Annotated in this window: 18 protein-coding genes; 12 read left to right on the top strand and 6 right to left on the bottom strand. The window is 69.8% G+C overall.

Annotated features, from left to right (window positions below; genetic code table 11):
• Positions 1–48: 48 nt before the first annotated feature.
• The gene (locus tag AC5RVD_RS01295) at positions 49–1,317 is read left to right on the top strand and encodes an MFS transporter (RefSeq protein WP_494125691.1); all 1,269 of its coding nucleotides are present in this window, start codon (positions 49–51) and stop codon (positions 1,315–1,317) included.
• Positions 1,318–1,342: 25 nt separating this feature from the next.
• Here AC5RVD_RS01295 and AC5RVD_RS01290 read toward each other — a convergent pair whose 3' ends face one another.
• From AC5RVD_RS01290 to AC5RVD_RS01280, 3 genes are all read right to left on the bottom strand, one after another.
• Entirely contained in the window at positions 1,343–2,434 is a 1,092-nt protein-coding gene (locus AC5RVD_RS01290) for a GTP pyrophosphokinase (protein WP_494125690.1), read from the bottom strand.
• 73 nt (positions 2,435–2,507) lie between these two features.
• On the bottom strand, positions 2,508–3,881 hold the full coding sequence (locus AC5RVD_RS01285) for an aspartate aminotransferase family protein (RefSeq protein WP_494121170.1): 1,374 nt from the start codon (positions 3,879–3,881) through the stop codon (positions 2,508–2,510).
• Between the two features lie 12 nt (positions 3,882–3,893).
• Positions 3,894–5,387: a CoA-acylating methylmalonate-semialdehyde dehydrogenase gene (locus tag AC5RVD_RS01280; RefSeq protein WP_494125689.1), complete on the bottom strand. Its 1,494-nt coding sequence runs from the start codon at positions 5,385–5,387 to the stop codon at positions 3,894–3,896.
• A gap of 155 nt (positions 5,388–5,542) precedes the next feature.
• Between AC5RVD_RS01280 and AC5RVD_RS01275 the strand changes: the two genes are divergently transcribed.
• The 3 genes from AC5RVD_RS01275 (at position 5,543) to AC5RVD_RS01265 (ending at position 9,298) form a co-directional block, all read left to right on the top strand.
• Positions 5,543–7,219 carry a PucR family transcriptional regulator gene (locus AC5RVD_RS01275; protein WP_494125688.1) on the top strand — a complete coding sequence of 559 codons (1,677 nt, stop codon included), beginning with the start codon at positions 5,543–5,545 and terminating at the stop codon, positions 7,217–7,219.
• Positions 7,220–7,355: 136 nt separating this feature from the next.
• Positions 7,356–8,480 carry a glutathione S-transferase family protein gene (locus AC5RVD_RS01270; RefSeq protein WP_494125687.1) on the top strand — a complete coding sequence of 375 codons (1,125 nt, stop codon included), beginning with the start codon at positions 7,356–7,358 and terminating at the stop codon, positions 8,478–8,480.
• Between the two features lie 5 nt (positions 8,481–8,485).
• Complete coding sequence (locus AC5RVD_RS01265) at positions 8,486–9,298, top strand: gamma-glutamyl-gamma-aminobutyrate hydrolase family protein (protein ID WP_494125686.1); 813 nt, start codon at positions 8,486–8,488, stop codon at positions 9,296–9,298.
• A gap of 123 nt (positions 9,299–9,421) precedes the next feature.
• Here AC5RVD_RS01265 and AC5RVD_RS01260 read toward each other — a convergent pair whose 3' ends face one another.
• A complete protein-coding gene (locus AC5RVD_RS01260) occupies positions 9,422–10,195 on the bottom strand; it encodes a MerR family transcriptional regulator (RefSeq protein ID WP_494125685.1) in 774 nt (257 codons plus the stop codon).
• 84 nt (positions 10,196–10,279) lie between these two features.
• Here AC5RVD_RS01260 and AC5RVD_RS01255 point away from each other — a divergent pair, with 84 nt between their 5' ends.
• Both AC5RVD_RS01255 and AC5RVD_RS01250 read left to right on the top strand, forming a co-directional pair.
• Complete coding sequence (locus tag AC5RVD_RS01255; RefSeq protein ID WP_494125684.1) at positions 10,280–11,341, top strand: DMT family transporter; 1,062 nt, start codon at positions 10,280–10,282, stop codon at positions 11,339–11,341.
• A 44-nt stretch (positions 11,342–11,385) separates the two neighbouring features.
• Positions 11,386–12,330, top strand: coding sequence for a thiamine pyrophosphate-dependent enzyme (locus AC5RVD_RS01250; protein ID WP_494125683.1), 945 nt, complete (start codon positions 11,386–11,388; stop codon positions 12,328–12,330).
• A gap of 13 nt (positions 12,331–12,343) precedes the next feature.
• On the opposite strand, the gene AC5RVD_RS01245 is transcribed toward AC5RVD_RS01250, so the two are convergent.
• Entirely contained in the window at positions 12,344–14,377 is a 2,034-nt protein-coding gene (locus AC5RVD_RS01245) for an acyl-CoA dehydrogenase family protein (RefSeq protein ID WP_494125682.1), read from the bottom strand.
• 166 nt (positions 14,378–14,543) lie between these two features.
• Between AC5RVD_RS01245 and AC5RVD_RS01240 the strand changes: the two genes are divergently transcribed.
• A complete protein-coding gene (locus tag AC5RVD_RS01240; RefSeq protein WP_494112811.1) occupies positions 14,544–15,581 on the top strand; it encodes an LLM class flavin-dependent oxidoreductase in 1,038 nt (345 codons plus the stop codon).
• Between the two features lie 42 nt (positions 15,582–15,623).
• On the opposite strand, the gene AC5RVD_RS01235 is transcribed toward AC5RVD_RS01240, so the two are convergent.
• The gene (locus tag AC5RVD_RS01235; protein WP_494125681.1) at positions 15,624–16,367 is read right to left on the bottom strand and encodes an alpha/beta fold hydrolase; all 744 of its coding nucleotides are present in this window, start codon (positions 16,365–16,367) and stop codon (positions 15,624–15,626) included.
• 185 nt (positions 16,368–16,552) lie between these two features.
• Between AC5RVD_RS01235 and AC5RVD_RS01230 the strand changes: the two genes are divergently transcribed.
• From AC5RVD_RS01230 to AC5RVD_RS01210, 5 genes are all read left to right on the top strand, one after another.
• Positions 16,553–17,668, top strand: a complete 1,116-nt coding sequence (locus tag AC5RVD_RS01230; protein ID WP_494125680.1) for a FecCD family ABC transporter permease — start codon at positions 16,553–16,555, stop codon at positions 17,666–17,668.
• A gap of 227 nt (positions 17,669–17,895) precedes the next feature.
• Positions 17,896–18,882 carry a FecCD family ABC transporter permease gene (locus AC5RVD_RS01225; RefSeq protein ID WP_494126045.1) on the top strand — a complete coding sequence of 329 codons (987 nt, stop codon included), beginning with the start codon at positions 17,896–17,898 and terminating at the stop codon, positions 18,880–18,882.
• Positions 18,883–19,746: an ABC transporter ATP-binding protein gene (locus AC5RVD_RS01220; protein WP_494125679.1), complete on the top strand. Its 864-nt coding sequence runs from the start codon at positions 18,883–18,885 to the stop codon at positions 19,744–19,746.
• A 103-nt stretch (positions 19,747–19,849) separates the two neighbouring features.
• The gene (locus AC5RVD_RS01215) at positions 19,850–20,866 is read left to right on the top strand and encodes a siderophore-interacting protein (protein ID WP_494125678.1); all 1,017 of its coding nucleotides are present in this window, start codon (positions 19,850–19,852) and stop codon (positions 20,864–20,866) included.
• 141 nt (positions 20,867–21,007) lie between these two features.
• A complete protein-coding gene (locus AC5RVD_RS01210) occupies positions 21,008–21,559 on the top strand; it encodes a hypothetical protein (protein WP_494125677.1) in 552 nt (183 codons plus the stop codon).
• Positions 21,560–21,623 lie beyond the last annotated feature (64 nt).

Raw genomic sequence — 21,623 nt, 5'->3', positions numbered from 1 at the left:
CGGACAGGGTGCCCCTTTGGCTGTCCAGTCGCATAAGGTTGCCGGAGATTGCCTATCGCGGAAGGGGTGGGGGTGGTGAAGACCAGCGGGTCCAGCCGGGCGATGTCGGCCGGGCTGCTGATTGCCGGCATCCTGCTGGTGGCAGCCAACCTGCGCCCGGTGCTGACCAGCGTCGGCCCGCTGCTGGACCAGATCGGCGCGGACACGGGACTGGGCACCACCGCCCTGGGCGTGCTGGCCGCGGTCCCGCTGCTGGCCTTCGGCGCGGTGTCCCCGCTGGCGCACGGACTGAGCGAAAAGTTCGGCGTCGAGCGCACGGTTTTCGGTGCCCTGATGCTGTTGGTCGCCGGGACGTTCCTGCGGCCGGTTCCCGGCACCATCGCGAACCTGTGGGTCGGCACCTTCCTGGTCGGTGCGGCCATCGCCGTCTGCAACGTGATGCTGCCCGCGCTGCTCAAGCGCGACTTTCCGGAACGGATGGCCTCGCTCACCGGCGCCTATTCCGCCGTGCTGGGCGGCTGCGCCTCCCTCGGGGCAGGCCTCGCGGTGCCGCTGGCGCTCGTTCCGTTCGGCGGCGGACCGGCCGGTTGGCGCTTCGCCCTGGCCGCCTTCGTGGTGCTGGCGGTGCCGGCCGTGCTGCTGTGGCTGCCCCGCCTGCGGCGCAGCGACGCGGCCGAAGAGCGGGCCCGTGCCGCCGCCGCAGCGCCGGCTCTGGTCCGCGGTTCGGTGTGGAAGTCCGGCCTCGCCTGGCACGTGACGGTGTACATGGGCCTGCAGTCGATGACCTTCTACATTCTCATCACGTGGCTGCCCACCCTGGAACGCTTCCACGGCCGCGGCGAGCTTGCCTCCGGCTGGGACCTCATGCTCTTCCAGCTGATCGGGGTGGTGTCCAGCCTGCTGACTCCTGTTGTCCTGCGCGGGCCGACCCAGCGCCTGGCCGCCGCGCTGCCGCCCCTGCTGGTGGTGGCCGGCGGCCTGGGCATCATGCTGATGCCGCAGGTCATGCTGTTCTGGGTGCTGGTGGCGGGTTTCGGCTGCGGCAGCTCCCTGGTCACCGCGCTCTCGCTCTTCGGCCTGCGCACCCGCACCCACCGCGAAGCCGGCGCCCTCTCCGGCATGGCTCAGTCGATCGGCTATCTGCTGGCCGCCGCCGGCCCGCCGATCTTCGGCGGGCTCTTCGCCGCCACCGGCGCCTGGGAAACCTCCCTGGCGCTGCTGTGCCTCATCGCCGTGGCGCAGGCGGCCATCGGGCTGCTGGTCGGACGGGATCGCTTCGCCTTCGCACCGGTGAGCCCGGCAGCGCCGGCCGGGTGAGCCCCCGAGCGCCCACGCCGGCCGCCTACACGCCTTGGCGGTAGGTCTCCAGCTGCCGGAACCGGCGCTGCAGCGACTCGCGCCGGTGCACGTCCTCGCCCGCGGTGAGCTCGATGTGGCGGCGGCCGAAGCGCCACAGCAGCAGGTCGTCCAGCAGACGGTCCGGTCCGGGGGAGTAGCGGTGTTCCAGGGCGGCGCGGACATCCGTGATCGTTTCCGGGTTCAGCAAGGCAGCCAACTCGGTCGTGGTTTTCAGGCCGTGCGCCGCCAGCAACTCCGCCGCCCAGCCCCAGTCGTCGTCGGACTTGCGGTCCACATGCGGCAGCAACGTCTGCCAGACCTCGCGGACCCGGCGAGGGGTCAGCGGCGCCGCGCCTTCGCCCTCTTCGTCCCAGTAGCCGGTAACGGTTTCGTAGCGCTCGTGCAGCTCGGCGAAGGCCGACTCGACGGCCTCCAGCATGGCGGCCGTAGCCGTGAACTGCCGGTCGAAGTATGGGCTCCAGGCCCGCGGGTCAGAGGACTTGAAGCGGATATCGTGCTCCAGTTCCGACCACGCGTGCGAAAGGATCGTACGGATCTGGACCTCGAAAAGGTAGCTGCCGGTGGCGCGGGCCGGTTCGCCCAGGGCCTGCTGGTATGCCTTTACCGTGTTGTTCTGCAGTGTGCGCATGATCAGGTGGCGGCTGGCGTAGCCATAGGTGCCGGACTCGATCGAGCCGATGTCCTTCTCGCGGTCGGCACGGCAGTCGAAGTCGTTGCGCTGCCGCTTGATCAACGCTGCGGCCTCCCGGATTTGATGGGGCAGGCTCACGATTACCCGGACGCCGACCAGATCGTGGATCTCTCGCAAGGGATCCGGAAACTCCAGCGTCGGGGCACCGCCCGGTTCGGCAGGCTGCAGCATCCGCGACGCTTTGTCCCGGAACGATTCAACGCTTTTGGTCCGGGCGGTGACGAACAGAGGCGTCAGTTCGGCAGTGCGGAAGATGTCCCGGATGCCCGACTGCAATTGCGACGTGACGGTTGCCAGCGCCGGGCGCACCCGCTCGTACTGCGCGGTGTTGGCCTCCACCTGCGCACGCAACCGCTCGTCCAACCGATCCCAATGAATGCCCATGCGCGCCTGGCTCTCCTGCGTAGGTTCGTGCAGTAAATGAACAACCTACCAAGTCAGCGGCTGCGGGAAAGCATCAGCCCGCGGCGTGCGTGTCCGCCACCTCCAGCACCTCGTCCAGGATAGCCAGGCCGGAGCGCGCATCCTCCGGGCTGATGTTCAGCGGCGGCACCACGTGGATCCGGTTGAAATTGGCGAACGGCAGCAGCCCCCGCTGGCGGCAGGCAGCAACCACCTCGTTCATCTCCGGGCTGGAGGAACCGTACGGCGCCAGGGGCTCGCGCGTGTCCCGGTTGCGCACCAGTTCCACCGCCCAGAAGGCTCCGACGCCGCGGACCTCGCCGACCGACGGGTGCTTTGCCGCCAGCTCCGCAAGCCCCGGGCCGAACACCGTGGTGCCCAGCTCCGCCGCATGCTCGACCATCTTTTCGTCCCGCATGGCGTTGATCGTGGCCACTGCCGCGGCGCACGCCAGCGGGTGGCCGGAGTAGGTCAGGCCGCCGGGGTATGCGCGTTGGGCGAAGGTCGCGTAGATCTCCTCGGAGATCGCCACACCGCCCAGGGGCACGTAGCCGGAGTTGACGCCCTTGGCGAAGGTCAGCAGGTCCGGCACCACGTCGTCGGCGTGCTCGATGGCGAACCACTTGCCGGCACGGCCGAACCCGGCCATCACCTCGTCCGCGATGAACACGATCCCGTACCGGGTGGCCAGCTCGCGGACGCCGCGGAGGTAGCCGGGCGGTGGCACCATGATGCCCGCGGTGCCGGGAATCGATTCCAGCACGATGGCGGCGATGTTGGCCGCCCCCTCCAGCTGGATCGTGGTTTCCAGGTGTTCCAGCGCGCGCTGGCATTCCTGTGCCTCGTCGGCGGAGTGGAATTGGCTGCGGTACAGGAACGGGGCGTGGAAGTGGACCGTGCCGGCGTTGCCGTAGTCGTTCGCCACCCGCCGCGGGTCGCCGGTGATGTTGACCGCCAGCGCCGTTCCGCCGTGGTAGGAGCGGTAGGCGGAGAGCACCTTGTAGCGGCCGGTGTGGAGCCGGGCCATCCGGACCGCATGCTCCACGGCATCCGCGCCGCCGTTTGTGAAGAAGATCCGGTCCAGGTCGCCCGGGGTCAGCTCGGCGATGAGCCGCGCCGCCTCGGACCGGGCGGCGTTCGCATGCTGGGGCGCCACCGTGCACAGCAGCCCGGCCTGCTCCTGGATGGCCGAGACCACCTTGGGATGCTGGTGGCCGATATTCGTATTGACCAGCTGCGAGGAGAAGTCCAGCAGCCTGTTGCCCTCGCCGTCCCAGACCCAGGAACCTTCCGCCCGGGTGACGACCATGGGCGTGATCTGTTCCTGGGCGGACCAGGAGTGGAACACGTGCTGCCGGTCCAGTTGATAGGCGCGGCGGCCGGCTTCCAGCTCCGCGGAGCTCAACGGGGTGCCTGTGGTAGTGGTCATCGCTCTCTCCTCTTAGACGTTCTGCGGGAAGCCCAGGTTGATGCCGCCGTGGCTCGGATCCAGCCAGCGCGTGGTCACGACCTTGCCGCGGGTGAAGAAGTGCACGCCCTCGGAACCGTGTGCATGGCTGTCACCGAACAGCGAGTTCTTCCAGCCGCCGAACGAGTAGTACGCCATGGGCACCGGGATCGGCACGTTGATCCCCACCATACCCACCTGCACCTCGTTCTCGAAGCGGCGGGCGGCGCCGCCGTCGTTGGTGAAAATCGCGGTGCCATTGCCGTACGGATTGTCGTTGATCAGCGCCAGTCCTTCGTCGTAGCCCGGCACCCGCACCACCGACAGGACCGGTCCGAAGATCTCGTCCGTGTAGATGGACATCTCCGGGGTCACCCGGTCGAACAGCGTCGGGGCCAGGAAGAAGCCGTCACCCTCGGCGTCCGGCTCCACCGTGCGCCCGTCGAGCACCAGTTCGGCGCCGGCTTCGGCACCTGCCGCGATGTAGCCGGCCACCTTGTCGCGGTGAGCCGCCGTGATCAGGGGCCCCATGTCCGTGCCGCGCAGGCCGTCGCCCACGCGCAGCTTCGCGGTCCGCTCGGCGATCTTGGCCACCAGTTCGTCCGCGACCGACTCCACGGCCACCACCGCGGAGATCGCCATGCAGCGCTCGCCGGCGGCGCCGTAGCCGGCGTTGACCGCCGCATCCGCGGCAAGGTCCAGGTCGGCATCGGGAAGCACCAGCATATGGTTCTTGGCCCCGCCCAGCGCCTGCACCCGCTTGCCGGATGCCGTGCCGCGTTCGTACACGTAGCGCGCAATCGGCGTCGAACCGACGAAGGAAACGGACTTGATCTCCGGGTGCTCCAGCAGGGCATCCACGGCTTCCTTGTCGCCGTGGACCACGTTGAACACGCCGTCGGGCAGCCCGGCTTCCTTCCACAGCTCGGCCATCCAGTTGGCGGCCGTGGGGTCCTTTTCGCTGGGTTTCAGCACCACGGTGTTGCCGCTGGCGATCGCGACCGGGAAGAACCACATGGGTACCATCGCGGGGAAGTTGAAGGGCGAGATGATCGCCGCCGGCCCCACCGGCTGCCGGACCGAGTGCACGTCCACCTTGGTGGAGGCGTTCTCGGTGTAGCCGCCCTTAAGCAGGTGCGGGATGCCGCAGGCGAACTCCACGACCTCCTGCCCGCGCGACACCTCGCCGAGCGCGTCGTCCAACACCTTGCCGTGCTCGGCGGTGATGATGGCGGCAAGCTCGCCCTTGCGCGCGTTCAGCAGCTCGCGGAAGTTGAACAGGATCTGCATGCGGCGGGCCAGTGACGTGTCTCGCCAGGCCGGGAACGCCGCCGCCGCCACCTGCACCGCTTGATCGACGACGGCGGTGCTGGCCAGGGCGACGCGGGAGGAAACTTTGCCGGTGGCCGGGTTGCTCACGTCGCCGAGGCGGCTGTCGGCCTGCGGGACCGTGTAGGTCCCTCCGATCCAGTGCTGGATGGTCTGCATGGTGCTCCTTCTGTCGCGGCTTCTCGTTTTGCACGCACCCAACCTCCTGTGAACCGAGGAGGTGTGCGTGGGTCTTCCCCTATCGTCCGGCGCGTCGTGCGCGGGCGCCACTGACACTCTGTCGGAATGACTGTCCTGCGACTTACACTGTGTCAATGCAGCTGAACGTGCGGGATGTACTCGACCTCGAGGTGGTGCGGGCGGGCGGACCCGAAGTCCTCTCGGGCGCCGACGCCTTGGCCACGCCCGTCCGCTGGGTCCACGTGGCCGAGCTGAGGAGCCTGGCCGGCCTGCTGGAGGGCGGCGAGTTGGTCCTGACCACCGGCCTGGCGTTCGAGGACTCCGCCGCCGAAGCGACCCGATACCTCGCCGAGCTGGCGGCGGCAGGGGCCGCCGCCGTCATCGTCGAAATTACTGCCCAGAGACCGCAAGCCGCCGCGGCATTGCGCGAGGCCGGCCGCACCGCCGGCCTGCCGGTCATCCTGGTGACCCGCCGCATCCGGTTCGTGGAGGTCACCGAGGTGGTGCACCGCATGCTGGTGGCCGGGCAGCTGGCGCAGCTGGAACGGTCGCGCCAGGTGCACGAGGTCTTCACCATGCTCAGCTTGGAGAACGCCGCGCCGGAGGAGATCGTTGCCCGGGCCGCCGAACTGATCGGTGCCCCCGTGGTGCTGGAAGACGTGGCGCACCTGGTGCTGGCCTTCGCCACGGCCGGCGTGCCCGCTTCGGAACTGCTCGACGGCTGGGCCGAACGGTCGCGCCTGGTGCACTATCGCGAGGAGACGGTCCGTGCCGGTTCGGCGGGCTGGCTGCAGGCGCCGGTGGGACTGCGCGGCCAGCGCTGGGGCCGGCTGGTGGTGCCGGTGGCGGGCGAAGCAGGGGGCGGACCGGCGGCGGAACCCCCGGCCGGCGGCGGCCCCTCGCCGGGGGAACCCTTGGCCGGCGGCCGCGCGGCCGCGAATGCCGGAACCGCAGACGCCGACGCCGCCATGGTGCTGGAGCGGGCGGGCCAGGCCTTGACCATCAACCGCATGGCGGAACGGGACCAGCGCGAACTAGGCCACCAGGCCCGCTCCGGCCTCCTGCACGAACTCCGCCGGCCCGGTGCACTGGAAGAGGGCGAAGCCTTGGCGCGGGCGGCAGCCCTGGGGCTGGCGTCGGCTCCGGTCTACCTGCCGGTGGTGTTCCGGTTGGCGCGGCCTGCCGCCGAAGAACCGATCGAACTGCAGCGGCGGGAACGGGCGCTGTTGGACCTGCTCAACAGTGTCGCCGCGGCCGCCCGGGTGTCGGCGCTGGCCGCGAGCCTGCAGGCCGGCTCCATCGGGCTGCTGGTCTCCGTGCCGGCCCGGCAGCTGGAGGACCCCGTGCTGGAACGGCTCTGCGGCCAGCTGGCCGAGCAGACCAGCGCCGACTGGACCGTGGGGGTTGGCCGCGGCCGGCCGGAGCTGCTGGCCGCCGCGGCGGGGATGGACGAAGCGGCACATGTGGCCGAATCCGCGGCCGGGCTGGGCACCGGAAAACGGTTCTACCGCTCTGCCGACGTCCGGATGCGCGGACTGCTCTCCATGCTGCGCGACGACCCGCGCGTGGCCGCCTTCGCGGACGCCGAACTCGCCGCCATCGCCAACGACCGCGACGCGCTGGACCTCCTGCAGCGGTACCTGTCGGCAGGCGGCAACAAGGCCCGGCTCGCGCGCGACGGTTACCTCAGCCGCCCCACTCTTTATGCCAGGCTGGCCCGCCTGCAGGAGCAGCTCGGCGTCCCGCTCGACGACGCCGAGTCGCGGGCTTCGCTGCACGTGGCCCTGCTGCTGCACAGGATGCGCGGCTGAGCCGACACAGCCGACGCAGGCCGGCGAGGATGAGCGCCGGCCCTTGCCGCCGGGCGCCGGACCCTTGCCACCGGAGACCGGCCCCTTGCCCCCGGCCCCTTGCCACCGGGCGCCGACGGGCCGATATGGTGGAGGCATGAGCCAGAGCAGCGACACGGCAGAGTTCAGCACCAAGGGCGCCTACATCCAGGGCGGCGGGGAATTCGACCGGGACACCAACTACATCGAGGACCGGATTGTCGCCGATCCCGAGGCGGTCCGGGCCTCGAACGGTCCCACCGGCGGCACCATCGGCAACCCGAACGGCGGCCTCGGCGAAGGTGCCACGGCCTGGCCGGTGGAGGCCGGCCGTTATCGGCTGGTCGCCGCCCGTGCCTGCCCCTGGGCCAACCGAGCCATCATTGTGCGGCGCCTGCTCGGGCTGGAGGACGCCATTTCGCTCGGACTGCCCGGTCCCACCCATGATGCCCGCTCCTGGACCTTCGACCTGGACCCCGACGGCCGCGACCCGGTCCTCGGCACCGAGCGCCTGCAGGAGAACTACTTCAAGCGCTTCCCGGACTACCCGCGCGGCATTACCGTGCCGGCCATCGTGGACGAGGCGAGCGGCGCCGTCGTCACCAACGACTACCCGCAGATGACGCTGGACTTCTCCACCGAGTGGAAGGATTACCACCGCGAGGGCGCGCCGGACCTGCTGCCCGCCGACAAGCTCGACGAAATGCAGCCGGTCATCAAGCGGATCTACACGGAGGTCAACAACGGTGTGTACCGCTGCGGGTTCGCCGGCTCGCAGGAAGCCTACGATGCGGCCTACGACCGGCTCTGGGTGGCCATGGACTGGCTGGAGGAGCGCCTGACCAGCCGGCGCTACCTCATGGGCGACACCATCACCGAGGCAGACGTCCGACTCTTCACCACGCTGGCCCGCTTCGACGCCGTCTACCACGGCCACTTCAAATGCAACCGGAACAAACTGGACGAAATGCCGGCGCTGTGGGGTTACGCCCGCGACCTGTTCCAGACCCCGGGCTTCGGCGACACCGTCGACTTCGTGCAGATCAAGCAGCACTATTACATCGTGCACGAGGACATCAATCCCACCAGGATCGTCCCGCAGGGCCCCGACCTCTCCGGCTGGCTGACCGACCACGGCCGCGAGGCCCTCGGCGGCAGCCCCTTCGGGGACGGCACCGCGCCGGGCCCGGTGCGCGCATCCGAACGTGTCACCGCCGGCCACAACCCGCTCTACCCCGCGTAGCCGCTGTGTCCCGCGGGTTGGATGACGACGGCGGTGTCCGCACCGAGCCGCGCACCGCCGTCGGGCGTCCCGGCCGCCGCACCGACCATCCCCGTATTGCCGTCAGCTACGCGCAGACCGCCCCGTCCCATCCCGCCTGGTTCTCGGACGTGCTGGCCGCGCTGGCCCGGCATGCGGCAGCAGGCCTGAAAGCCGCCGGCGCGGATCCCGTCGTCGTGAATTCGGCGTCGGGCCACGTCTTCAGCGCGCTCGACTATGACGGCGTGGTCATCCTGGGCGGCGGGGACGTGGATCCCGCCCGCTACGGTGGCGACACCGACGAAAAATCGGTCCATGGCGTAGACACCGCCGCAGACGAGACCGAGATTGACCTGGTCAAGGGGGCTATCGCGAACGGCCGGCCGGTCCTCGGCATCTGCCGCGGTCTCCAGCTGATCAACGTCGCCTTCGCCGGCACCCTCTTTGAGGATCTGGGCCCGGAATCGTTCCACAAGATCCACCGGCCCCAGCCGCCCATGGCCAGCCACCCGGTGCGGATTGCCCCCGACAGCCTGCTGGCGGCGGCGCTCGGCACCGGCGAAGTCGCGGTCCAGTCCGGCCATCACCAGGCGGTGCGACGGTTGGGGGACCGGCTCCGTGTCGTGGCCACCGCGGCCGACGGCGTGGTGGAAGCCGTGGAACTCGCCCGCCCCGATGAAGGCTGGCTGCTGGCGGTCCAGTGGCACCCCGAAGAACCCGGGTCGCCCGAAGGGCAGTTCCAGGCATTGCTCGAGCCCTTCGTCGAGGCGTGCCGGAAGACGACCGCAGGACTGGGCTGACCAAGGCGGCTGCGGAGCCGGTTGGCGGAGCGGTTGCCCGGGCGGTTGCGGACTGTGCTTCCGCAGGCTCCGGGGGGGGGGGAACCCGGCAGCTAAGCAGGTCCCGCCGAAGCTGGGAGGGGCCTAAGCCAAGTGCTTCTCGGCGTAGGCCTTCATGGCATCCCGCACGAAAGACGCGCCGGCGTCTCCGCCGTAGTTGGCGCCGAACCGCGGGTCGGCCACGTACATCTCGCCCAGGCCGGTGAAGTAACCGTAGGAGACCCGCTGGCCGCCGTTGGCGCTGGAAAGCCAGTCGAACTGGCGCTGGGCCAACGCTTGCGCCTCCGCGCTGCCGGCGGCGACCCCGGCTTGGCCGGCGGCGACCCAGTCGGCGATCAGCTGGCCGGACCGTTCCGTCCAGGCCTTCCGCTCCGCGTCGGACATGCCGCGCCACCACGTCTCGCCCCTGGCGTAGGCGTCCTTGCCCCAGCGTGCTTCGACCTCCTCCTTGTACTGGGTGTGGTCGAATCCGTCGAACATTTCACCGGCCACGAGATCTTCGCCCCTTTCTGTCTTGTCGATGGTGGTCCTAACGGAGGCAATCTGCCTTTCCAGCCGATCACGCTCCTGCAGGAGAAGTTCCAGATGGCCGCGCAGGGCCGTTGAGGCGTCCCGGGCGCCCTCGAACACATTGGTGATCTCCGGCAGCCCCAATCCGAGTTGACGCAGCAGCAGGATGCGTTGCAACCGAAGCAGGGCCCCGTCGTCGTAATAGCGGTAGCCGTTGTGGCCGATGCGGCTCGGTTCGAGGAGGCCCATGTCTTGGTAATGCCGCAGGGTCCTGCTGGTTGTTCCTGCCGCCCTGGCGACCTCCTGGATGGAGTATTCGGCCCGTTCGGCCCGCGGCGCTGTTCCCATGACAACCACTATGAAGGTTGACGTAGCGGCAAGGTCAAGTGGGTACAGGGACGGGATCCTGGCCGTACGGGATAGCATCGGCACGTGTACTCCGACCGGCCCGCAGATTCTCCCCGAGGCGCCGACGGCGGTGCCCACCCACCCGGCGCGCACAACGCGGCGCGCCGCCAAGGCATCCGGATGTCCGGGCCGCTCGCGTTGTCCCTGGCGTTGGTGGCGGGGGTCGGGCTGGCCATGCAGAGCCGCCTCAACAGCCAGCTGGGCATCGAGCTTCGGGACCACGTGGGAGCGGCCCTGGTGAGTTTCGGTACCGGGTTCGCGGCCGTCCTGCTCTTCACGCTGGTGCACCCGTCGGTGCGGGCGAAGTTGCGTGCCGTTCCCGGGCTCCTGCTGCAGCGTGCCTATCCCCGCTGGTACCTGGCGGCCGGCGTCGTCGGCGCCTTCTATGTATTCGCACAAGCAGCCACCGTCGGGCCGATCGGGTTGTCCCTGTTCACCATCGCCATCGTGTCCGGCCAAATGGCTTCCGGCCTCCTGATGGACCGCTGGGGAATCGGGGCCGGTCGGAAAATCGAGGTCAGCGGTGCCAGGTTTTCCGGCGCCGCGTTGGCTTTCCTGGCCTCACTCATTGCCGCCAGCGCCCACTTGGGCTCGTCACGTTCCGCGGGGCTGCTCGTACTGTTCATGCTCATCCCGCTGGCGGCCGGGTTGATGCAGAGCGTGCAGCAAGGCGTCTTGGGCCAGATCGGCGCGGCACACGGCAGCCCCGTGATTTCCACGCTGCTGAACTTCGGCGTAGGGACCGTCGCGCTGTTGGCGGTCTGGGCGGTCCAGGCGGTATTTACCGGGCGGGCCGACCTGGTGACCGGCGAGTGGTGGTTGTACCTGGGCGGGCCGCTCGGAACCCTGATCCTGGCCGCCGCCACCGTCGCGGTGGCCAGCACCGGCGTGCTGTTGACGACCTTGACGGTGATCGGCGGGCAGCTGGTGGGTGCACTGGTGTTGGATCTCTTCTGGCCATCCGTGGGGAGCGCGGTCGGTCCGCAAACGCTGGTGGGCATCGGTCTGACGGGCGCGGGGCTGCTGATTGCTGCCCGTTCCGGCCGCGCCCGCCGTCATCCCGGCCGCGCACGTCAGGCAGGCTGAGCGCCGAAGGTCGGCCGGCCGGTGTGCGGCGCTACCATGGCCCAATGGACGACGGCGGTGCCTCGGTGGTCCCGATGCGCTCGGTCTTCGGAGCGGATCCGGAGAGCCGCGCCGCGCTGGCCGTCCTGCGCATGCTGCGCGAATTGGAGCCATGGCTGCTGCGGAACGACGCCGTCGTCGAGCAGGGGTCCCCGCTGGCACTGCTGGACGATCGATTCGCCACGGTCCACAGCGTGAGCAGCCTGCTGCGCCAGTCCCTGGCCGCCGCGACCGACAATGTGTTGGCGCTGCGCCGGCTGCTGTTCGAGGAACAGGGGGAGCAGGAGCACCAGGAGCACCGGCAGCACCCGGAGCAGGAGGAGCCTCGGCAGCCCGGGCACCGCGGGACCGCGGCCTACCGCGTGCACACGCACTCGCCGTACTCGCTGGTGCGAACCGTCATCGAATGCACCTCCACCGTGCTGTGGGCACTCCTGCCCGAAGACGGCACTGAGCGGGCGCGGCGCAGCCTGGTACTCATTTCCCGCGACGTCTTCAATGCCGCGTCGTTCTGGGATGCGTATCTCGCCGATCTTTGGCCGGAACGGCATGCCCGGGCGATGGATTACTTCAACGGGCTGCGCCGCGCGGTCAACGGGGCCGCGGAGTCGCTGCAGCTGCCGCCGGTCTTCGCCCACAAGGCCGACGGTTCCTGGGGTTACGCCACCAAGAACCGTACGCAAACCTCCATCCTGAAGGATCTGCGGGAGGAGGATCTGCCGCCGTCGTTGATGTATGTCTGGCAGTTCTGCAGCGGCCATTCACACGGGCTGGAGTGGGCCTCCGCGAAGGGAGCCCGGTACCCGGATCCGTTCACCGAATCCGGCACCGGGGAGTTCCGGCCCGGGAGCATGCAGCAGCTGCAGCGGATGTGCGAGGTGTCGCTGGGCCTGGTGCCGCGCGCTTGGGACGTTTTCGATGCGCAGCGCCGGGTGTGGCCCTTGCTCTGAGTCCCGGGAGGAATCAGCGGTAGGAGCGGTGCAAATTTTCCTTGGTGGAGGCGCCGCCCAGGTGCTCGGAAATCCACGGCCCGGTGCCCTCGGACGGGTCCAGCACGCCGCTTTCCAGCCAGGCGTAGTCGCCCGCCAGCACATGCGAGGCCAGCCTGCCGTCGCTGGCGTCGGAATTACGCCAGAGTTCGTCGAAGAGCCGGTCGATCCGCTGCCTGGACTGCAGGCAGAAGGCGTCGGCCAGCTGGTAGGCCGACCTGCCCTGGGCTGCGTCCCGGCTGCGCAGCATTTCGGCGTGGCTGCAGCAGGCCGCCATGGCAAAGAGTTCGGCACCGATATCCACGATCCTGCCCAAGAAGGCCTGCCGCTTTTCCAACCCGGCCTGCCACCGGCCCATCCCGAGGAATGTTTGCCGGGCCAGTCGGCGGGAGGACCGTTCGATGAATCGCAGGTGCCGGGCCAGCAGGCCGAAATTGTTGTACGACCGTGGATTCATGCCTCGGCCGGCGAGCAACTGGGGGAGCCACCTGGCGTAGAAGCTGCTGGCGCCCAGAGCCGCCCTCACCTTGGCTTGGGCGCCGGCGTCGGGCGAGGCGAGGTCTCCGGCCGCCGCCAGGTGGGCGTCGACGGCCTCGCGGGCAATCAACAGGTGCATGATTTCGGTAGAGCCTTCGAAGATCCGGTTGATGCGCATGTCGCGGAACGCCTGTTCCGCCGGAACGGCGCGCTCGCCGCGGGCAGCGAGCGATTGGGCGGTCTCGTAGCCCCGGCCGCCGCGGATCTGGACCAGCTCGTCGGCGATCCTGCAGGCGAATTCGCTGGACCACAGCTTGGCCAGTGCCGCTTCGATCCGGATGTCCTTCATCCCGGCATCGGCGAGTCCGGCCGACAGCTCAAAGACCGCGTTGAGGGCGAAGGAGCCCGCGGCGATGAAGGCGATCTTCTTGCCGACGGCCTCGTGCTTGCCCACGGGTTTGCCCCACTGCACTCGGGCATTGGACCATTCGCGGGCGATCTTCAGGGACCACTTGCCGTTCGCGGCGCAGAGGGCGGGGATGGACAGGCGGCCGGTATTCAGCGTGGTCAAGGCGATCTTCAGTCCCTGGCCTTCACGTCCCAAGCGGTTGGCCACGGGGACGCGGACGTTGTCGAACCGGGTCACGCCGTTTTCGATCCCCCTCAGGCCCATGAAGGTGTTGCGGTTTTCCACCGTGATGCCGGGGGAATCCGCTTCCACCACAAAGGCGGAGATGCCGCCGCGCTGTCCGTCATGCTCCGGGACCTTGGCCATCACCACTACCAGTTCCGCTATCACGCCGTTGGTGGTCCACAGCTTGCTGCCGTTGAGCAGGTACGCTTCGCCGTCTTCCGTGGGCGTGGCGGTGGTGCCGAGCCGGGCTGGGTCGGATCCGACGTCGGGCTCGGTGAGCAGGAACGCCGTCACGGCCCCGGCCGCGCAGCGGGGCAGGTATTCCCGCTTCTGCTCCTCGGTGCCGAAGACCTTCACCGGTTCGGGAACACCAATGGACTGGTGGGCCGAAAGCAGCGCACCGAGCGAGGGGTGCACGGAGCCCAGCAGCATCAGGGCGCGGCCGTAATAGAGCAACGACAGGCCGAGGCCGCCGTATTCGACCGGGATCTTGATGCCGAAGGCGCCGAGCTTGGCCAGTCCGGCAAGGTACTCGTCCGGGATCTTCGCGTCGCGCTCGATCCGCGCCCCGTCCATGGTGCGGGCATACTCCTCCAGCGTTGCCAGGAACGACTCGCCGGCCTCGCGCTCGGACGGAGTCGGCAGCGGATGGGGATGGATCAGTTCCAGCTCGAAGCGGCCCATGTACAGGCCCTTGGCGAAACTTGGCCGGTTCCATTCGGTCTCGCGGGCTGCCTCGGCGAGTTCCCGCGCCTCCCGCTCGCCGGTCTCGGCCGGTCCGGCTGTCCCTGCTTCGGCCGGCAACGGTCCCGCGTCGGGCGCGGTGCCGGCGGGCCCGGCCTTCGTTCCGGCACCGGCGGCGCGGGCGGCAGTTGTCTGGTCGGTCTCGGCGCTCATGGCAGTCCCCTTCGACGCGGGCCTGCCGGGCTCCAGGCCCTGTGCTGTCCCCTCATGTTACTGCCCGGTAGCCCTTTTGCCGAGGGGTGGAGCCGGGATCCCGGGAATATCCGTGAATAACTGAAGCTTCAACTAATCAGTTATTGCAAGCTACCCCGGGAGCACCATGGACTTTGGCATCTTTACCTTCGGCGAGCTGACGCGCGGCCCGGGCGGGGAGGCGCTGTCGCCCCGCCGGCGCCTGGAGGAACTGGTCCAGCTGGCCAAGATTGCCGACCAGGCCGGCATCTCGTTCCTGGGGCTCGGCGAGCACCACCGCAAGGACTTCGCCATTTCGGCGCCGGAAATCGTCCTGGCTGCCATCGCCCGCGAGACCACCAACCTGCGTCTGGCCACGGCGGTGACCGTGCTGTCCACCCAGGACCCGGTGCGCCTGTTCGAGCAGTTCGCCACGCTGGACCTGCTCTCCGGCGGACGCGCCGAGATCATTGCCGGCCGCGGCGCGTTCACCGAGTCCTACCCGCTCTTCGGGTACGACACGGCCGATTACGACGGACTGTTCGAAGAGAAGCTCCAGTTGCTGCTGGCCGCCCGCGGACAGGAGAACCTGAGCTGGGACGGCACGTACCATCACAGCATCCGGGGCATGGACGTGTCCCCGCGGCCGCTGCAGGAGAGCCTTCCGGTCTGGGTGGGCGTGGGCGGCACGCCTTCTTCCTTCGAGCGGGCCGGACGCTTAGGGCTGCCGCTGTACCTGGCGCTGCTCTCCGGTCCGCAGCACTTCGTCCGGCACATTGAGTACTACCGGGAATCCGCCGCAGCGCACGGGCACGATCCGGCCACGCTGCCGGTGGGAACGGGCGGCCACTTTTTCGTGGCTCCGACCTCGCAGCAGGCGCGCGACACGTTCTACCCGTACTACCGTGCGTACTTCGAGCAAAACATGCCGCGGCCGGCCGGGCACTTTCCCCGCGAGACCTTCGAAGCCTGGGCCGGTCCGGGCGGAGGGCTGCTGGCCGGTAGCCCGCAGGAAGTGATCGACAAGATCATGGAGCAGTACCAGCTGTTCGGCCACGACCGCTACATGGCGCAGGTGGGCCTGGGCGGGCTGCCGTTCGCGGACACCGCCCGGTCCATCGAACTCCTGGCCACCGAAATCATGCCGGTCATCCAGCGGGAAACGCATCCGGCCAAGCAGCCCTAGCGCACCTTGCCCGGGTGTCGGCGACCCCGGGTGCGGCTTGGGTCATGCGCCGTGCTCGGCGGACTCCGCGTGCCGCAGGAGCGCGGCGGCACAGGCGGCAGGCTGCTCCCAGTGCACCATGTGCCCGGCATCCTGCACGGATACGTGGTGCCAGTGCGGGTGCCGGGCCAGGAAGTCCGCGACCGCGGCGGGCGGCCGAGTGGGATCCCGCGTGCCGGTCACCACCAGGGTGGGAGCGGCCACCAGCTCCGCGACCTCGGGTGCGGCGCCGGCCAGCCCCGCGGGCAGGCTCCGGCGCACGACGTCGGGGTGCCGCCTGAAGGGGGCCCGGAATGTTTCGCGGTCCGCACCCTGCGGTTCGCTGCCGCCGCTAAACCAAGCGCGAATCAGCTCCTCGCCGGCGGCCAAATCCGCTGCCGGATCGGAAGATTCTCCGCCGAACAGGCGGCTGAGCTTGTCGACGGTTGCCGCGGACGGAGCCACCGGAACCATCCCCACCAAGGTCAGCGACGCCGTCGTCCGCGGGAAGCGTGCCGCAATGGTGGCGGCGATGTTTCCGCCCAGGGAGTGCCCGACCCAGTGCACAGGCCCGCTGCCGAAGCGGTCGACCAGGGCCGCGGCGGCGTTCTCGACGGTCCAGTCGAAGCCGGCGGGCAGGCCGCCGCCGTAACCGGGAAGGTCCGGGGCCGCGACGTCGCGGCCGCTCGCAGAGAGCCGGGCGGCCAGCGGTTCCCAATAGCCGGCGGAGCAGGCCCAGCCGTGCAGCAGGACGATCGAAGGCGTCATGGCTCGATTATGCCCGGCGGGCCAGGCGTTCGCCGGATGACGCGGCGGGGCCGCCAGGCCGGCCCGAGGCCCGGAGCCAGGGGCGCTGCACCGGCGGCAAATAGGGCAAGAAATCGTTTCTTATTCCCGGCGAGGATAGGTTAGCCTTACTTGAGTCGCTTTTTCCGGCCCGAGGGGGTATGTGCATGCCAGCTGATCTGGCGGCCGCGGCGCCTTCCCAACCGGTGTCCGGACGTCCCGCCGGCCGCGCATCGGGCGGCGTCAACGGAACCGGAGGGCCCTCCTCCACCGCTCCCGGTGCGCGGCTCCCGCGCAGGGCGCTGGTGGGCATCCCGGCCGCCCTGGTGGTGCTGGCCCTGATCTGCTTCGCCTCGCTGGCCCTCGGGGCGCGCCCCATCAGCGTGGAGGCGTTCATCCAGGCCTTCACCGCCTTCGACTCCGCCAACGGAGACCACGCCGTGGTCCACTCGCGCATCCCGCGGACCGTCACCGGACTGCTGGTGGGGGCGGCCTTGGGCGTCGCCGGCGCCGCGATGCAGGGCGTGGCGCGCAACCCGCTGGGCGATCCGGGCATCCTGGGCGTTAACGCCGGCGCGGCGCTCGCGGTGGTGGCCGGCATCTTCCTGTTCGGCGTGACCCAACTGTCCGGCTACGTCTGGTTCGCGTTCGCCGGGGCCGCCCTCGCCGCAGTGCTGGTCTACGGGGTGGCCAGCATGGGACGGGAAGGCGCCACCCCGATCAAGCTGGCGCTCGCCGGCGCCGCCCTGTCCGCAGGGCTGAGCTCACTGATGTACTCGGTGCTGGTGACCAACCAGGACACACTGGAGGGCTTCCGCTACTGGCAGGTGGGATCGGTGGCCGGCCGCGGCTGGGACTTGATCGGCCAGGTGGCCCCGTTCATCGCCGTCGGCCTGGTCGTCACGCTGTTCACCGGAAGGATTTTGAACAACCTGTCGCTGGGTGACGACGTCGCCCGCGGCCTGGGCCAGATGGTGGGCCTGTCCCGTGCCCTCACCGCGCTTGGGGTGGTGATCCTGTGCGGCGCGGCCACGGCCATCGCCGGCCCGATCGCTTTCGTGGGCCTGATCATTCCGCACATGGTCCGCGCGCTGACCGGACCCGACTACCGCTGGATCCTGCCCTACTCCATGGTGCTGGCCCCCGTGCTGCTGGTCGGTGCCGACGTGGCGGGCCGCTTCGTTGCGCCGCCGGGCGAGATCGAAGCCGGCATCACCACCGCGGTCATCGGCGCTCCCGTGTTCATCTGGCTGGTCCGGCGGCGGAAGGCGGCCGGGCTGTGAGCCGGCTGCACACCCCGCGCGGAAATCGCCCGGAAGTGGCGCAGCAGGCGGCCGACTCCGCTCTGCCCCAGGCCCCGGATCGCCCAGGGCAGGGTTTGTCGTCGAGGGCAGGGTATATAGAGGGTGCCCTCGAAGACATACCCCGCCCTCGCGAAGGCAGCGACCAGCGAGCCGCCGCTTCGGGCAGGGCCGGACGACGCAGCCGGCGGCGCTCGGTAACCGTCGGCATTCTGGCGGGCATCGTCGTCGTACTGTTCTTTGCCGACGTCCTGCTGGGCAGCTACACCGTGACCATTCCGGACTTCCTCCGGTTGCTGGCCGGGGAACATATCCCCGGGGCCAGCTTCATCGTGATGGAGCACAAGCTGCCGCGGGCCGTGATCGGCGTGCTGGTCGGGCTCGCGTTCGGCCTGGCCGGCAGCATCTTCCAGACCATGCTGCGGAATCCGCTGGCCAGCCCGGACATCATCGGCATCAGCTACGGGGCCAGCGCCTCCGCCGTGACCGCGATCGTCGTGTTCGGCGCGGCCGGGGCGGCGGTCTCGGCCGCAGCCATGGCCGGTGCGCTGGTGGTGGCGGCGGGAATCTACGCGATTTCGTACCGCTCCAGCACGGTGTCCGGGGCGGCCGGCTCGCGGCTGATCCTGGTGGGCATCGGCTTCGCGGCCGTGATGCATGCCCTGGTCAGCTACCTGCTGACCCGCACGGATATCCGCACCGCCCAGGACGCGCTGGTCTGGCTGAACGGGTCGCTGAACTCCAGCAACTGGGACCGGGCGGGGGTACTGGTGGCCGGACTGGTCGCGCTGTTCGTCGCCGTGGCGCTGTTGGCACGCAGCCTGCGCGGCCTGGAAATGGGCGACGACGCCGCTGCGGCGCTGGGGGTCCGGGTGGGGCAGGCCCGCTTGGGTCTGATGGCAGTGGGCGTGCTGTTGGCCGCCGCAGCCACCGCGGCGGCAGGCCCGGTGGCGTTCATCGCGTTCCTGTCCGGGCCGATCGCCCGCCGGTTGCTGGGCGGTGCGGCATCGCTGCCGGCGGCCGCGCTGGTGGGCGCCCTGATCGTGCTGGCCGCCGACTTCGCCGCGGCGAACCTCATTCCGATGTATCTGACCGACGGCGCCTCGCTGCCGGTCGGGGTAGTGACGGGTGCGCTGGGCGCGCCGTTCCTGCTCTGGCTGCTGGTCAACACCAACCGCCGAGGCCAAGGAGGCTAAGTGCGAACGCTCGAATCCCGTGACCTCACGCTGGCATACGACCAGCGCACCGTGGTGCAGGACCTCACCGTCCGGCTGCCAGAGGGCAAGGTGACGATCATCGTCGGGGCGAACGCCTGCGGCAAGTCGACGCTGCTGCGTGGACTGGCCCGGCTGCTCAAGCCCGTTGCCGGGTCCGTGCTGCTGGACGGCAAGGACATCCACCGGCAGTCCACCCGCGAGGTCGCGAAGGTGCTGGGCCTGCTGCCGCAAAGCCCGGCGGCACCGGACGGCATTACGGTGGCGGAGCTGGTGGGCCGCGGCCGGTATCCGCACCAGGGCTGGTTCCGGCAGTGGACCCGCGAGGACGACGACGCCGTGAACGCGGCTCTGGCGGCCACCGACACCTTGGAGCTGGGCGACCGGAACGTGGACGAACTCTCCGGCGGCCAGCGCCAGCGGGTGTGGATCGCGATGGCGCTGGCGCAGGAGACCGACGTGCTGCTCTTGGATGAGCCGACCACCTTCCTGGACGTGTCGCACCAGGTGGAGGTGCTGGACCTGATCACTGACTTGAACCGGCGCCGCGGCACGTCGGTGGCCATCGTGCTGCACGACCTGAACCTGGCCGCCCGCTATGCCGACCAACTCGTGGCGATGAAGGGGGGCCAGGTGGTGGCCGAGGGCGCCCCGGCCGACGTGGTCACCGAGGAGCTGGTGCAGACGGTGTTCGGATTGGAATCACGCGTGATCCCGGACCCGGTGTCCGGAACGCCGATGGTGGTTCCGGTGGGCCGCCACCACTGCGAGGCCTCCGCCACGGCTGGAGAACCCGCGCCGGTGCTCTCCACGGCGGACCTCGAGCACAAGGAACCCGCGGCGTGAGCGCTTGCCGGGCTGCGTCACCGACTGCCCGCACGGGCCCCCCTGCTGCGCTGAAGGAACCCGCCGCGCAGCCGATGGAACGGACAAGGAGATACGGAGCACGATGACTGCCGTAGCAACTGAGACATCCGCCGTAGTGCCGGTGCTGGCCTTCGGCGTCGCCGTCGCCCGGGTGGAGGACCTCTCGCCGAGCTACCGGCGGGTCACGTTTTCCGGGGACTCACTCCGTCGCTTCGGCGTGGACGGGCCGACGCTGGATCTGCGGATCAAGGTGATGATCCCGTCCAGCGGCGCCGACGGACGTCCGCTGCCGCTGCCGGCTTTCACGGCCGCCCGGGGAGCCACGGCGGTCACCACCGGCACCGCGGTGGAACTGGGCGGCGGCTGGTACCAGCAGTGGCTGGCCATGGACCCGGCCCGACGCGGCTCCATGCGCACCTATACCGTCCGCGGATTCCGGCCCGCGGAAGGCGGTCGGGGCGCGGAGCTGGACGTGGACTTTGTGCTGCATTTCGACGCCGAGGGAAAGGGCGGCCCCGCGTCGTGCTGGGCGGCCGCTGCCGCCCCGGGCGAGGAGGTCACCATCATTGGGCCGAACGCCGCGGCGGCCAACTGCGCGACGGCCAAGAGCTACGGCGGCATTGAGTGGCGGCCCGGGCTGGCGTCGCACGTGCTGCTCGCCGGCGACGAAACCGCCGTTCCCGCCATCGCGGCCATCCTGGAGAGCCTCCCGGAGCACATGACGGCCCACGCCGTGCTCGAGGTTCCCGACCCGGCGGATTTCCAGGACATCAGGACTGCGGCGGACGTGCAGATCTCCTGGCTGGCGCGGGGCGGCCGCCCGCACGGCGAGTTGCTGGACGAGGCGGTGCGCGCCGCCGTCGTTGTGCCCGGAGCGGGCCTGGCCCCGTCCACGGGGGCGGACCCCGAAGACGTGGATATCGACCGGGTGATCCTGTGGGAAACCACCGCCGGTTCCACCCGGCCGTTCTATGCGTGGATTGCCGGGGAGGCGGCGGTCATCCGCGGGCTGCGCCGCTACCTGGTCCGGGACGTGGGAGTGGACCGCAAACAGGTGGCGTTCATGGGCTATTGGCGGGCCGGTAAGGCCGAACTGTAGGGGTTGCGTACCGGCCTGTCCTCGATCGCGGCGCACGTGGCTGCCGGGGGACAGGGGAATCGGTCAACGTGCCCGGTGGTCGCCAAGGCCGCGGACTAGGTTTTTGGTCGACACCGAGGCGGCCGCTGGCATACTTGCTCCATGGACGTTGATGGACAGCGCGACCCGGACGGATTCTGGGCCATGGTGGCTGAAGGGGAACAGCGTATTAGGGAAACTTTTGCTGAGTTGCCGTGTTTCGGCCTCGGCGGCTGGGATGGCGGCATCATGGTCGGCGAATGGATTTTCGACGGCGGTCCGCACGGGCTGCTGCATGGCGACCCGGGGCTTGGTTCGCCTTATGCCCAGGTTTTGACCACCGCCCATGGGGTAAACCAGAGCATTCGCTCGATGCGCCTGGGCGCCGGCGCCATGGTGGAGGACAAGGACGCCTACCTGCGGCAGTTGGACGAGCTGGACCGCCAGGAGCCGCGGATGGTGGGTATCGCCGTCGACGGTGAACAGGTGGAGTTCGCGCTCTGGCAGGACGGCGACAAGTGGTGGGCCGGGGCCGAGCGGGGCCGTTACGGCATCATCATTGAAGCGGCCGGGCTCGAGCCGGCGGGCGTGTCGCTGGAGAGCGTAGCCGACATCGAGCCTTGCCTGGCCGAACGGCGTGCGTGGCTGCGGCAGGTCCGCGGCGAAGCCGGATGAAGGCGGCGGGTGCCCTGCCCGGCCACCCGCCGCCTTGCCGTCCCGGGGGATAGGCTCCCTCCAC

It is taken from the genome of Arthrobacter sp. THG-b23 (assembly GCF_059091265.1).
The sequence above is the reverse complement of the archived record's forward strand: the minus strand, read 5'-3'. Positions and strand labels throughout refer to the sequence as shown.

Coding starts and splice junctions, on each gene's coding strand:
- AC5RVD_RS01290 (WP_494125690.1), bottom strand. CDS start 2,434: ATGGGCATTCATTGGGATCGGTTGGACGAGCGGTTGCGTGCGCAGGTG.
- AC5RVD_RS01285 (WP_494121170.1), bottom strand. CDS start 3,881: ATGACCACTACCACAGGCACCCCGTTGAGCTCCGCGGAGCTGGAAGCC.
- AC5RVD_RS01280 (WP_494125689.1), bottom strand. CDS start 5,387: ATGCAGACCATCCAGCACTGGATCGGAGGGACCTACACGGTCCCGCAG.
- AC5RVD_RS01275 (WP_494125688.1), top strand. CDS start 5,543: ATGCAGCTGAACGTGCGGGATGTACTCGACCTCGAGGTGGTGCGGGCG.
- AC5RVD_RS01270 (WP_494125687.1), top strand. CDS start 7,356: ATGAGCCAGAGCAGCGACACGGCAGAGTTCAGCACCAAGGGCGCCTAC.
- AC5RVD_RS01260 (WP_494125685.1), bottom strand. CDS start 10,195: ATGGGAACAGCGCCGCGGGCCGAACGGGCCGAATACTCCATCCAGGAG.
- AC5RVD_RS01250 (WP_494125683.1), top strand. CDS start 11,386: ATGGACGACGGCGGTGCCTCGGTGGTCCCGATGCGCTCGGTCTTCGGA.
- AC5RVD_RS01245 (WP_494125682.1), bottom strand. CDS start 14,377: ATGAGCGCCGAGACCGACCAGACAACTGCCGCCCGCGCCGCCGGTGCC.
- AC5RVD_RS01240 (WP_494112811.1), top strand. CDS start 14,544: ATGGACTTTGGCATCTTTACCTTCGGCGAGCTGACGCGCGGCCCGGGC.
- AC5RVD_RS01235 (WP_494125681.1), bottom strand. CDS start 16,367: ATGACGCCTTCGATCGTCCTGCTGCACGGCTGGGCCTGCTCCGCCGGC.
- AC5RVD_RS01230 (WP_494125680.1), top strand. CDS start 16,553: ATGCCAGCTGATCTGGCGGCCGCGGCGCCTTCCCAACCGGTGTCCGGA.
- AC5RVD_RS01215 (WP_494125678.1), top strand. CDS start 19,850: ATGACTGCCGTAGCAACTGAGACATCCGCCGTAGTGCCGGTGCTGGCC.
- AC5RVD_RS01210 (WP_494125677.1), top strand. CDS start 21,008: ATGGACGTTGATGGACAGCGCGACCCGGACGGATTCTGGGCCATGGTG.